12 protein-coding genes are annotated in these 12,147 nt (G+C 62.4%); 5 read left to right on the top strand and 7 right to left on the bottom strand.

What is annotated here, in order from left to right:
* Nucleotides 1-897: hypothetical protein (locus OES25_09110; protein MDH3627802.1), on the top strand; the 897-nt coding region annotated here is incomplete at its 5' end.
* Nucleotides 898-1,036: 139 nt separating this feature from the next.
* Here the strand turns inward: OES25_09110 and OES25_09105 are convergent.
* The gene (locus OES25_09105) at nt 1,037-2,119 is read right to left on the bottom strand and encodes a dipeptide epimerase (GenBank protein MDH3627801.1); all 1,083 of its coding nucleotides are present in this window, start codon (nt 2,117-2,119) and stop codon (nt 1,037-1,039) included.
* Nucleotides 2,116-3,186 (bottom strand): DUF1611 domain-containing protein, encoded by a 1,071-nt coding sequence (locus OES25_09100; protein ID MDH3627800.1) that lies wholly within the window; start codon nt 3,184-3,186, stop codon nt 2,116-2,118. The genes OES25_09105 and OES25_09100 overlap by 4 nt, the downstream gene beginning before the upstream one ends.
* Before the next feature lie 53 nt (nt 3,187-3,239).
* On the opposite strand from OES25_09100, the gene OES25_09095 reads away from it, so the two are divergent.
* Nucleotides 3,240-3,665 carry a cytochrome c oxidase assembly factor 1 family protein gene (locus OES25_09095; protein MDH3627799.1) on the top strand — a complete coding sequence of 142 codons (426 nt, stop codon included), beginning with the start codon at nt 3,240-3,242 and terminating at the stop codon, nt 3,663-3,665.
* 8 nt (nt 3,666-3,673) lie between these two features.
* The gene (locus tag OES25_09090; protein MDH3627798.1) at nt 3,674-3,931 is read left to right on the top strand and encodes a hypothetical protein; all 258 of its coding nucleotides are present in this window, start codon (nt 3,674-3,676) and stop codon (nt 3,929-3,931) included.
* A gap of 4 nt (nt 3,932-3,935) precedes the next feature.
* On the opposite strand, the gene OES25_09085 is transcribed toward OES25_09090, so the two are convergent.
* A complete protein-coding gene (locus tag OES25_09085; GenBank protein ID MDH3627797.1) occupies nt 3,936-6,245 on the bottom strand; it encodes a helicase-related protein in 2,310 nt (769 codons plus the stop codon).
* A 91-nt stretch (nt 6,246-6,336) separates the two neighbouring features.
* Between OES25_09085 and OES25_09080 the strand changes: the two genes are divergently transcribed.
* Both OES25_09080 and OES25_09075 read left to right on the top strand, forming a co-directional pair.
* Nucleotides 6,337-8,880, top strand: a complete 2,544-nt coding sequence (locus tag OES25_09080; GenBank protein MDH3627796.1) for a carboxypeptidase-like regulatory domain-containing protein — start codon at nt 6,337-6,339, stop codon at nt 8,878-8,880.
* Nucleotides 8,873-9,589 (top strand): SDR family oxidoreductase, encoded by a 717-nt coding sequence (locus tag OES25_09075; GenBank protein ID MDH3627795.1) that lies wholly within the window; start codon nt 8,873-8,875, stop codon nt 9,587-9,589. Before OES25_09080 ends, OES25_09075 begins: the two co-directional genes overlap by 8 nt.
* Nucleotides 9,590-9,596: 7 nt before the next feature.
* Here OES25_09075 and OES25_09070 read toward each other — a convergent pair whose 3' ends face one another.
* From OES25_09070 to OES25_09055, 4 genes are read right to left on the bottom strand one after another with little or no spacing between them, the layout of a single operon-like run.
* Nucleotides 9,597-10,367 carry a hypothetical protein gene (locus tag OES25_09070; GenBank protein ID MDH3627794.1) on the bottom strand — a complete coding sequence of 257 codons (771 nt, stop codon included), beginning with the start codon at nt 10,365-10,367 and terminating at the stop codon, nt 9,597-9,599.
* Nucleotides 10,357-11,379: a ferric reductase-like transmembrane domain-containing protein gene (locus tag OES25_09065; GenBank protein ID MDH3627793.1), complete on the bottom strand. Its 1,023-nt coding sequence runs from the start codon at nt 11,377-11,379 to the stop codon at nt 10,357-10,359. Before OES25_09065 ends, OES25_09070 begins: the two co-directional genes overlap by 11 nt.
* Complete coding sequence (locus OES25_09060; GenBank protein ID MDH3627792.1) at nt 11,376-11,795, bottom strand: hypothetical protein; 420 nt, start codon at nt 11,793-11,795, stop codon at nt 11,376-11,378. Before OES25_09060 ends, OES25_09065 begins: the two co-directional genes overlap by 4 nt.
* Nucleotides 11,792-12,040: a hypothetical protein gene (locus OES25_09055; protein ID MDH3627791.1), complete on the bottom strand. Its 249-nt coding sequence runs from the start codon at nt 12,038-12,040 to the stop codon at nt 11,792-11,794. Before OES25_09055 ends, OES25_09060 begins: the two co-directional genes overlap by 4 nt.
* Nucleotides 12,041-12,147 lie beyond the last annotated feature (107 nt).

Here is a 12,147-nt window from a genome sequence, read left to right as displayed (position 1 = left end):
GTGCAACGCACATTCTCCCGTCAGTCGTTTGCCACGAGTTACTACCTCAAGCGGCCGGAGCTGCTGCGACCCGTCGCCGGATTGCTGGTGGCAGGGTCGGCCCATCGCCAGATCGCCCGGTATCTGGGCTGCTCACCCTCGACCGTCATGACGATGAGTGTGCGTCTCGGCCGCCACGCCGACTTGTTTCATCGGGCGTCCCTGGAACAGCTGGGAACGATCAAAGAGCCGGTCGTGTTCGATCATTTTGAGACGTTCGTGCGATCTCAGATGGAGCGCCTGGCGATAGGTACCGCCGTCGGGCAACAGTCCTGGTTTGTTTACGCCGTCGATGGGATGCGCTACCGAGGGTCTCGCCGACGCAGTCGGCGCAAGCGAATGCTGAAGCGCATCCCTGACCCGACGACGCCCGGTGTCCGGGTCGATTCCACCTGCAACACGCTGGAAAGACTCCTGAGTAGGAGCCCCGAGGGGCTCGACCTGATCAGCGATGATCATCCAGCCTATCGCGCCGCTATCAACAGACTCAACCGTCGGGTCAGATCAGGCACCCTCATTCGCCACTCGATACACGCCAACCCGGATCGATCGCCGGATCATCACAAGACCGTCGCCAGAAAACGGGATCAGGCGATGTTTGCCGCCGATCTGCTGCACAAGTTGATTCGGCACTGTCAGGCTCATCATCGTCGGGAAACCATCGCGTTTGGTCGCAAGAGTGCCAACGTAAACGGCAGGGCGATGCTCTTTGCGATCTGGCGGAACTTCATCAAGCGCATGACAGAGCGAAGGCCCGAGCTGATCTCGCCGGCGATGCGGGTCGGGCTGACGTCATCGCTCTGGACCTGGCAAGATTTCCTCGCCGAGCGGCTGTTTGCCGGAAGGATCTCGGGCTAGCCTCTTCCGGCTACGGACTCGGTGCAGATCTTGCACGACGGTGTCCGCGAGAGTCGACACTCGAGCCCATCGACATCCAGATCCCGGGACATGACTGCGACACGCGTCGCGTAGTCTTGTGACTACAACATTCTTCGGGTCACGTTGAGGTGGCGACACCCAGACCGGGACGATCGGTCAGCGACAACATCCCGTCCCGTAACGTAAAACCTCCGCTTGCGGGGTCCTCGGCCAGGTCGAAGCTGCCGTCGAGATCGAGGTACCGCGTCGCACGACTGGCCGATGCCGCGTGAAGCGACGCGGCGATGCTGATCACGCTCTCGTCCATGCAGCCCCACATCAACGTCGTCCCGCATCGATCGGCCGCCTCCGCGATCTCCATCGCGGGGGTGATGCCGCCACACTTCATCAGCTTGACGACCCAGGTTCCACAGTTGCTCTCGGATTGTTCCCAACGTACCGCGTCGATCGGGCGCTGAACACTCTCGTCCAGAGCCACACGACGACGCTCCTCATCAGAAAGACTCTCAAGGATCGCCTCATCGTCTCTCGACATCGGTTGTTCCAGGAACTCTATGTCCAGGGTATCGAGAACCGGTAACACCCGCCGCAGTGCGCGCTCGTCGTAACCCTCGTTGGCATCGGCGCGGATCGCAACTCCCGCACCGACCGTCTCGCGTAGCCGATGGAGCCGTTCGATGTCTTCATCGACATCGTCGCCCAACTTGATCTTGATGCAACGAAATCCACGCTCCAGGTACTCCCGCGCACTCTCGAGCGTTCGCTCGACGGATTGGATACCGATCGTGATCGACGTGGGTCGTGGCGCGTGTTCCCCGGATCCGTCGAGGAGTCGCACCACCGGACGGCCGAGATGATGCCCGAGCAGATCCCAGAGCGCCATATCGAGCGCAGCCTGGGCGGCGGGTGTGCTCTGCATCTCGCGTGTCAACGGACCGGCAAGCGCTGCGAGGTCGTCGACACTCGCGAGAGACTTTCCGGTCCACAGCCGGGAGGCCCCGTCGAGTGCCGCCTGACAGGCATCCGCACTCTCCCCGGTCACGCGCTGCGACGGCGATGCCGACCCCAGGCCGATGTGAACGCCGTTGCCGAGAATCCTGGCGAAGTGCAGGGTAACGTCGGTCTTGCGATGACCGGCGATGGAGTAGGGCCGCTTGAGACGGACGGGTTGCGACCAGCTCTCGATACTCGTGATCTTCATCTTGGATGTACACCTGTGTTGCTTTGCACGATGCGCGCCAGTTCCTCGCCACCGTCGCGCAGCGGGCGGGAGCAAGGAATCGCCAATGCCTCCGTGGTCGCACGACACCAACGGACGGCGGCCGCCTCATCGAGTCCCTCTTCGTGAAGACCGATGGCCCACACATCACTTCCCAGCGCACGGATCAACTGGACTTCCTCCTTCAGCGGGGGGATCGCTAGGTGGCGATCGGCGAAACCCTTGAAGTGGGCCCGACCGGGGGCGTGCATCAGGATGACACCGGCGGCACCCAGCGAGATGATCATCTCCGACCCACACGGACCGCTGGGATTCCGTAGGGAGGCCTGCCCCTCGACGAGGATCAGTTGTGGGTTCTCCTCCCGGGCGCAATCAAGGACGGCACCCTCCAACTGCCCCGGAACAAAGTCGTTGGGTGTCGCGTCGAAGATGAACCCGTGACGACAGCCCTGTAGCCAACCGGTCTGTCCCGTGTAGACCATCGATGCCGCGACTCCCTGACGCGTGAGCGACGCCAGCACCAGACCACATGTGGTTCGCTTTCCCAGCGCGCAGTCCGTGCCCAGAACCGGAACACGCGGCGTGTCGAGCTTCAGCACGTCGCCACTCCAGAATCGCAGTTGGTCGAGCGGTGGAGGCTGACGGAGGTCGATGATCGTCCCACCCGCTGCCGAGACGCGGTCCGCCACCCTGGGGTTGCCTGCCAGGGATTGGTGGAGCCCGTTAATCAACGTCAGGCCGGCGTCGGCGGCGGCCAGCAGGTCGTCGACGAGACTCTCCGGAAGGATCCCACCCTTGGTCGCCACGCCGATGATTGCGTACTCGGGCTTGAGGGCCAGTGCCTCCTTGACAGCACCGTGGATGGGAATGCCGCGAGGAGTACCGTCCAGGACTTCACCCGCCTCCCGACCCGCGAGGGTGCGGTCGATCACACTGACGATGCGATAGCGGCTGGGGCCGCGAACCAGGCCGTGGGTCGTCTTAGCATCCGCGCGTGTCAGTAGACCGTTGGTGAGGACAATCGCAGTGGGACGCTGGTCAGTTTTCATCGCAGCCGAAAGATACCATGTAGAATCGCCGAGGATGTCGTAGGAGTTTTTCGTTGAGTCGACATGAAGACAAGGGTTGGTGGGAACAGAACTGGAAGTGGGCCACGACCTGCGGTTGTCTGGGGTGTGTGGGTGTTCCGTTGTTGCTTGTGGCGATCCTGGGCGGCGGAATCTTCAGTATCCTCCAGCAGGTGAAAGGCAATGAGGCCTACGTTCAGGCGGTCGCCCTCGTCGCGGAAGATCCGCAGGTCATTCGACGGCTGGGTCAACCGATCGACGTGGGGGCACCGACGAACGTCCATATGTCGACTACAGACGGCGTCGAACTCGGAAACATCGAAGCTAACGTGTCCGGTCCGGAAGGATCGGGGCGAATGCTGGCTTCCGGCCACAAGGTTGACGACACCTGGGTCCTCGATAGCGTCGTCATCCGATTCTCGGACGGTGTCGAGATCGAAATCCTGGGACCGCCGCCATGACCTCGTCCATGGGCCGTTTGATCGCCACGACGGTTCTCGCGTTGTTCAGCGCCGGCTGGGTCGCACCGGCCTTCATCGCCGCCGAACTGTTCCGAAGCGGGCTACGACGTCTGGCAGTAGACAACGGTCTCAGTCGTGGCGAGACCTACTTCGAGGACGCGGAACGCTATCTCCTTGTGGCCGCCGTGTGGCTGGCGGTGGCCGTTGGCCTGTGGGCGTTCATCGGCGCCAGACGCTTGCTGATTCCGCGACCCGACTCACGCTGATTCCTCAGTTGCGACCTCGACGCCGAGTCTTCGCCGTCGGTTCGGCGGTGGCTGGATCCTCGGGCCACGGATGCTTGGGGTAGCGACCACGCAACTCCTTGCGAACCTCCGCGTAGCCACGCTTCCAGAAACTGGCAAGGTCGTCGGTCGTCTGGACCACCCGACCGTTCGGAGCACGCAGCTCCAGCGTAAGCGGTGTCTCCCGCGGCCCAATCTTCGGTGTCTCGAACAGGCCGAACAGCTCCTGGAGCTTGACGCCGCTAGTGATGGATCGGTCTTGGCGGTAAACGATAGACGCGTGATTACCGCTGGGGAGTTTCCAGCGCGACGGTGCGCGTCGATCGAGGTCCCGTCGTAGTTCGTAGGGCAGTAGATCGTGTCGCGTCGTTTCGGGCAGGGATCGCTGCCCCCAGACATGATGACGAAATGCCGTCGTGAAATCGAAGGTGAGCCCGGCAAAGTCCAGACGCCTCTGTAGCTGTTCGTCGTCGTCACCGGGTACTTCTTGCGACCAGGCGTTCACCAACAAGTCTGCGGCTGACGCGTCATCCACGTCGACGATGCGTTCCTCCAGAACCAGATTGCCGTAGTAGCCGCGCTCGAGACCTCTGACCGATTGGCTTTCGGCGTCGTAATAGGATTCGACGACCCTCCGGTCCGCTGCCAGCCACGCCGGATCGATCGCACTGGCGCGGTGGATCCGGACGGTCTCGCCGTCCGCATGACGACCCGTCCGCGACATCATCGAGTCGACGGCCACCACCCAATCGGCGTCCAGCACGTGACTTCTTCGATCGAGTGTGGCGCCGTCACCGGACATCAACAGGAAACGATCCTCGAGAGGTTTTCGCCGCCGAGCCACGCGATCGGCGTATCCCAGGAACACCGCATGAAGGAAATCGGACGTCTCTTCGGGTTCGCGGAGCGACGCGGAACGACGCTTCAGATCGGATTCCATGTGACGGAGGGACCTGGGTGCGTCTCGAAAATGATCGACGAACCCGTGGAGGTCGGAATCCCCGTGGGCCGCAGGTAAGTTCGGTCGCCATCCCTCGGCCAGGGCGACCGCAGCGACCCGAATCTCCCGAGAGCCTGGATTGGCGCAGACCATGCGAGCCAGTCGTGGGTGGAGGGCCAGGCGTCTCATCTGACGTCCGAGATCCGTCACCTGAACCCCCTCGACGGCCCCCAACCGTTGCAGGAGTGTCAACGCGTTCGTGATGGCGGAAGTCTCCGGCGGCTCGAACCAGGAAAACCGATGGGGATCCTCGCCCCAGACGCAGATGTCCAGGACGGCGACCGCCAGATCCACCCGGCATAACTCCGGCTCCCGGTGGGGACGCAGTTCATCTCGTGAGTCCCAGAGTCGCCACGCTTCACCGGGCGCCGTGCGACCCGCGCGTCCCGCGCGCTGGTCGGCGGCATCTTGTGGAATACGTTCCAGCTCCAGTCGGTCGAGTCCGCTCCCCCGGTCGTGTCGCAACAGCTTGTGTGTACCGCCATCGACCACGTGGGTTACACCGTCGATCGTCAACGAGGTCTCGGCGATGTTGGTCGCCAATACCAGTTTGGGTCGACCGTGATCCGCCAGTGCCGCGTCCTGGTCCGCAGGCGACATGGCTCCGTAGAGTCGAAAGAGATCGCGCCCTCCGCTCAGGCTCCTCGCCGCACGCTCTATCTCGCGAGCTCCCGGCAGGAATACGAGCACGTGCCCCGTGGTGGATTCACAGGCTTCCCTCGCCGCATCGATGGGATCTTGCTGCGGTCGATAGCTGATCTCGACGGGATACGCTCGTCCGGGAACATCGATTACCGGACAATCGTCGAGAAACTCCGACACCGGTCGAGAGTCCAGAGTCGCCGACATGACGACAAGACGTAGGTCGTCGCGCGCTTCCCACGCCTGACGGGCCAGGGAGAGTGCCATATCCGCGTGGATCGTTCGCTCATGAAACTCATCCAGGATGACGGTCCGGAATTGCTCAAGAAGCGGATCGCGGAGAAGTCGGGCGGTGAGGATGCCCTCGGTTGCCACGATGAGTTTCGTGTTGGGGTTGAATCTCCGGTCTCCACGGATATGCCAGCCGACCTCCTCGCCCTCACGCCAGCCACGCTCCGACGCGATGCGACGAGCCAGAGCCCGCGCGGCGATCCGTCGCGGCTGGAGGACGATGACCGGGCCATCCGCCACCAACGCGGGAGGCACGCGGGTCGTCTTCCCGCTACCCGGCGGCGCCGTGATCACCGCCGCCCGCGCCTCCCCGATCGTCGCGATAATCTCGGGAATGGCGTCATCGATGGGAAGTCGCTTCATAACGCCTCCAGTCTAATAGACTGTCCGGCGGTAGACGATCTGCCGGCAGAACCGTATCAACGGACGACGCCTGCCAGAACCGGAGCACCCCTTGCACCGAGCGACCCATCGACTCTGCGCGTTGTTGTTCGTTCTCCTTGCCGGGGGATGGGTCGGTGGATTGACGCACGCAGCCACCGCGACGATTCACGTCGTGGATCGTGGTGGTACGGGAATCCCGGAGGTGCGCGTTGGCTTGCAACACACCTCCGGCTACCCGCGACACTACTTTGCCGAATCCGATGCCAACGGTGTCGCAGTCTTCCAGACCCTTGTGCCCGGAAGTTATCGGGTGACTGCCAGGATTCACGCGGCCAGCGATCTGGTCGATCCGAGTAACAACCCTCTGGTCGAAGCCCCGAGCATCACGATTCTGGAAGAGGCCGATTCCGTCGAGGCGACGCTGGAACTCTGGCGAGGCTCGCGGGTTGTGTTGGAACTCAAGAAGAACCGTGGCGACCTCAAATACTTCAAGGTGCTGTTGACGCATCTCGAGACCGGCAAGGTCTATCGAGTCGCGCTCGACGAAGGTGGCTTCAAGGAGACGGCACTGGTGCCAGGGAGGTGGTCGATAAAAATCGAGCAGCCGCCCGCGGGATTCCTGCTTGTCGACATCGAGATCGACGGGCGTTCCGTTCCGGGAGGGGCGGCGGAGATCCTGCTGGAGTCCCACTCACCCACCCGTTTTGTCACCTGGCACTTCATGGCGGTGGCGCGGATCGAAGGGGCGGTAGATGTCGTGCGTGGCGACGGACTTCCGACCGTCGTGGCAGAGCTTCTGGAGCCCGGACCGTGGCTCCTGGCGTCAGAGGATCGTGGCGGCTCTGATGTGCGTCGTGTGCGTGCACGTTACAACCGCGACGGACGGACGTTCAATATTGACATCCCCGATGGGCGCTGGGAGGTTTCGGTCTTCAGTCCGAACCTGATCCAGGCGGAGCCCGAGAGCGTCGTCCTGACGCTGCAATCGGGAGACGTCGGCGAGGCCCATTTCACCGTCGAGATGGAGGATCGAAAGGGACAGTCCCCTCTGGTCATCTCCGCACAGGCGCAGCATCCCACGAGGCGATTCGAGAGACTGACACAACTCTGGATCGAGGTCTGGCGTGCCGACGAGAGCGGGAACCCCGTCGAACGGGTCGGTCGGCTCGAGCAGAAGTATCACTCGGTCAGTTTCTATGGACTCCCCGCCGGAAACTACCTGGCGGTGGCGTTGCATCGGGACTTTCTCGAGTCGCACGTCCTGGTGGCGGGGTACGATCCGGAGGGCGAGGACGAGGACAATCGGCACTCGATCAATCTCGAACCCGGTGGCACGGTCGAAGCGCTGTCGGTGGACGGTGACGGACAGCCGATCGCGGGCACGCGGATCCTCGTCGAGCGTCTCGATGACGGCCCCCGATTCATCACCGACGACCCCGACTTTGTCGCCTCCAAACGAACGCCCAGGGCGGAAACCGATGCTTCCGGCTTTCTTCGAATGCGGGGGTTGTATCCGGGCCACTATCGCGCGACGGCCAAGTTGCGGGGTGAGATGGCCGTCACCCACTTCGTCGAGATTATCGGAATCGACGAGCAACTCCTCTCCGGGCGGGACGCGCCGAATAACGGCGAGCTTTACCAGACGATCGCGGATCCGACGGACGAGCTCGAATTCGAACTGAAGCAGAGCATCGCGCTGGATCTCAAGGTGTTACCGGCCGCGACCCTTCGCATCGCCCTGAACTGCCTGGATCGTGGCCCGGTCACGGACTCGACCGCCGTGCGGATCTTCCCCGTCGGTGAACCCCATCGCCCGCGGGACGTCGATCCGGACCTTCTGGACGGCGCCTGGCTCAAGCTGGAGCGCGTCACACTTGGCGGTGAGTTGCAGGACCAGTTACTGGTCGGTCCGCTGGAGTCGGACTCGGTGCAACTGGCGGTACGTCCCACGGGCTTCGGTCTTTGGACGTGGGCGTACGGATCGGAACGTCGAGATGACGCTGCGAACTTTAACACCAACGTCGGGCGCATCGACGATGTCGGACGAATCGATATCGATTGTTCCCCCGCCATCGAACTGATCGCCGAGACCGGCGACCGCGGGAGCCTGCCCGATCTTGCGTTGACCGAGTTCGGTGGCGAGGCGAGACCGCTGCATGCCAACGGCGAACCTGACGGCACCCCCTATCGGCCACGACTTCAGGCGGAAACGACGCAGATCCTGCTACGGGAATTCGAGGAGGGGCGACTTCGCCTCGCAGGATCGTTCCATCACCCACACTGGCTGCCCATGTCGACCATTGATATCGACTTCGAGGCGGAACTCGAGCGCGGCCAACTTGTGCCGGCACCCTTATGGATTCCCGCAGTCGGCGGTGCCATCCGCGTGTTCGGAGCGTTTCACGGTGCGCGAATCGTGGATCCCGACGCCGAGGAGGTCGTTCCCGGCCCCGTGGTGCCGCGTGAGGATGGGATGCTGGTCATCGAGTCGGTCCCCGTCGGCCGTTATCGAGTTGAGGCCTGCGCCGACGATGAATGTGAGGAACCGATCGCCGTGTGGCAGGATGTAGAGGTTGCACGAGGCGTAACCACGAAGGTAAGACCGGATGAGTGAATCGACGATGGGACGGATAGCGGTGGTAACCGGTGCCGGGCGTGGCATCGGCCTGGAACTGACTGGCCAGCTGCTCGAGGGCGGGGCGACGGTGTTCGCCGGAACCCGCGGGGCCCCTTCGACCGAGCTCTCGTCGTTGGCCGCAAAGCATGGCGACCGTCTTCAACCGCTGGTCATGGATGTCGCCGACGACGAAGCGGTGGCGGAGGGCGCTCGCACCGTTGCCGGGCGGGTCGATCATGTCGATCTCCTGATCAACAACGCGGGAGTCTACCCTGAAGATAGCGGAGGTCTCGAACGGCTCGACCTGGACGCCATGCGTCAGGGATTCGAGGTCAATACCCTGGGCCCCCTTCGTGTCACACGTGCGTTCTTGCCACTCATGCGGCTGGGATCCGAGCGAAAGATATTTCACATAACCTCATTGATGGGATCGATAGGCGATAACAGCAGCGGAGGATCGTACGCGTACCGTGTCTCGAAGACCGGCCTGAATATGGTCTCGCTCAATCTGTCCCACGAACTGCGGGCAGAGGGGTTCGTCGTTCTGACTATTCACCCGGGCTGGGTTCAAACTCGAATGGGGAGTGACGCGGCACCGTTAACGGTTGGAGCGTCCGCCGCCGGTATCCTGCAGGTTATCGACCGGTCTACGACGGAAGACAGCGGCAGTTTTCGTAGCTGGGATGGTCGGCCGCTGCCCTACTAGGGACCGCCTACAGTCGCTCGATGGTAGCCGGGTCCACACGAAACAACGTTCGATCGGTGTAGTCGACGACGGTCCCGCGGATGGCGACGGGCTCTGCAATGTAGGGCAGGACCTGCTCACGGAGCGGCACACCGCTGAGATCCTCCAGCCAGTAATAGCGTGCCCCTCCCGAGTCGTCGCGGACGACCAGCAGTGGCGGAATACCTCCGGAGATACAGCGAATGGCACACGCCCGATGGGGCTTCAGGTTCCCGGGTTTCATCACGCCGAGGAAACATTTGCTGTCGATGATCTCCCCGACAAGTCGGACGTCCTCAAAGATCGCCGGCGGGTCGATCGATCGCTGGATGGGGCCGGTTCTGGAGCCCGAATCCGCCGAGACGGCACGAATCGACCCGTCGACGATCTCGATCAACGTCTGCCCGTCGCGGTAGATCAGCGTTCCCTCCAGTTCGACGTAGCGCCCGACCCAATCGGCGGTCATCGTGTAGGGCCCGAATTTGCCGACGGCGACAAGCGTGATCGCGGTCACCTGGCCCGTTGCGTTGGCGCCGGGCCGTGCCAACTCCAGTCGAAGTCCGCTGTCGTCGATTCGACCGCTGAACGAACGAGGCTCGCCCCACTCGAAGTGGCTGCGGGCAAACCGTCGCTGCCCGATGACGGTCATGAGCGAGACCGCGATCACCACGACGGCGAGCAGCGCCACCGTTCGGCGGGTGGTTCGCGCCGGTCCCGGAGGACTCTTCTCGAGATAACCGACGTACAGTTCATCCGACATGCGTGTGATCCTTCATCTCCGGTTGCGGATGGACCCACACGTCTCCGTCAATGACGCGGGAACGAAATGTCGGAACCTTCTCGGTGAACGGTGGCGGTGACTCGCCGGTCTCCGGCCGATACTGATAGCCATGCCATGGGCAGGTGATGCAGCCATCGATGATCTTGCCTTCACCCAGAGGGCCATTCTGATGCTGGCACGCGTTCGAGACTGCCGCGATCTTTCCGTCATAGCGGAAGATCGCCACCTTTTCGCCGGATAGAACCGCCATCTTCGCTCGGTTCTCGCGGATCTCGTCGACACGGCAGACACGCACGTATCCGTCGCGAGCGGCCTCGCTGATCGGTCGATCGCCGCCACGTTCACGGAAGCCTGCGAGCAGATGAATCCCGACGATCCAGGCAAACCCCAACAGAACAAGACCACTCAACAGCGGCGACGTTTCGGCCTGAAGAACACCCAGAACGACATGCAACGTCAACAATCCATACGCGACGTAGACCAACATGTGCAGCGTCTTCCACATGGGCGCGGTCAGCTGGGTCAACCAGAAGTCGTGGCTGGTGGCGGCCATCAGAAAGAGGATCGATAACGCGACGAAACCCAGCGGCTGAAACGGGAAATCAATGAGACTGTCGAAGCGCTGATTCGACGTTAGCAGGCTGACGAGTGGGTGGACATTTCCCTGCGAATGAAACTGAAGCAGCGCAAACCCACCGTGTGCGGCTCCGACAAGAAACGTCGTCACGCCGAGATGCCGACGGTTGTAGAGCAGAGGCAGGAAGCGGGTGTCAAGTCGAGCTAACGGGCCGATGGAGAGCACGACATGCAACATCAGGAAGGCGCAACTGCCTAACGCGCGGATCAACATGGTTTCGGGGCTTGTATTGGGTCGTAACCACAGATCGACGACGACGAAGATCGTCAGGTAAAGACCCACACAGGACAGCATGACCGTGTCATAGATCTTTTTCTGTCGATTCCAACCGACGGCGACATACTGATGGCTCATGGATCCACCGTCTCGACGATTTCTTTCTGGGTCAGGCTGTACAGCACAAGACGACCCTGAATCGATGCGTACTCCGTCGGGATCGGATGGATCGTCGAGGACTCTCCATCGACGACGCCGAGAAAGAGCATGGTGTCGACCGATGGGTCGACCGATGGGTCGGTCTCTCCAGACACGTCCCAGTAGAGACTCCACTCGGGATGTGCCGGGACAGCCGCCGTCGGTGTCACATGGACTCGCGCAACAGGCCGGGATCGATCGATCCGATACTCGAGACCGGTCTTCCCACCCGCTGCCCGCGGCGATGCCGAGGGTATTTCTCGTCGAGTCAGAAGCCCCATCACCATCAGTGGACCGACCACCAACAGCAACCCGAGGAAGAACCACCGATGTCGGGTCCGCAACGGCCGGATCACGAACCGTCTCCCTGGACACGGTCACGGTGCGGATTGCGTTCGACCGGCGGTCCGCCGCGAACAATCCTACCCAGCAAGAATGGCCAGAGCGCGGCGACGCCCGGCAAGATCAGAAGTCGAAACCCCAGGCCGCCTTCGTTCGCGGCGGGATCCAGACGTTTGACCGCACGGAACACGAACCACAGCCCAAAAAGAACACCGACGGCGAGATACGCCTGCAAGAGAGTGACGAAAGATTGCGCCAAAATATCCATCTCGTCTGGCAACGGTGTCAGCTATCTCATTATGCCCGAATGGGTGAGAATAATTCGGAAGGCGTTTGGGTTCTCACCGGTGGTGCCACGGGGTAGAC

It is taken from the genome of Acidobacteriota bacterium (assembly GCA_029861955.1).
Taxonomy (GTDB): Bacteria; Acidobacteriota; Polarisedimenticolia; order Polarisedimenticolales; family Polarisedimenticolaceae; genus JAOTYK01.
The sequence above is the reverse complement of the archived record's forward strand: the minus strand, read 5'-3'. Positions and strand labels throughout refer to the sequence as shown.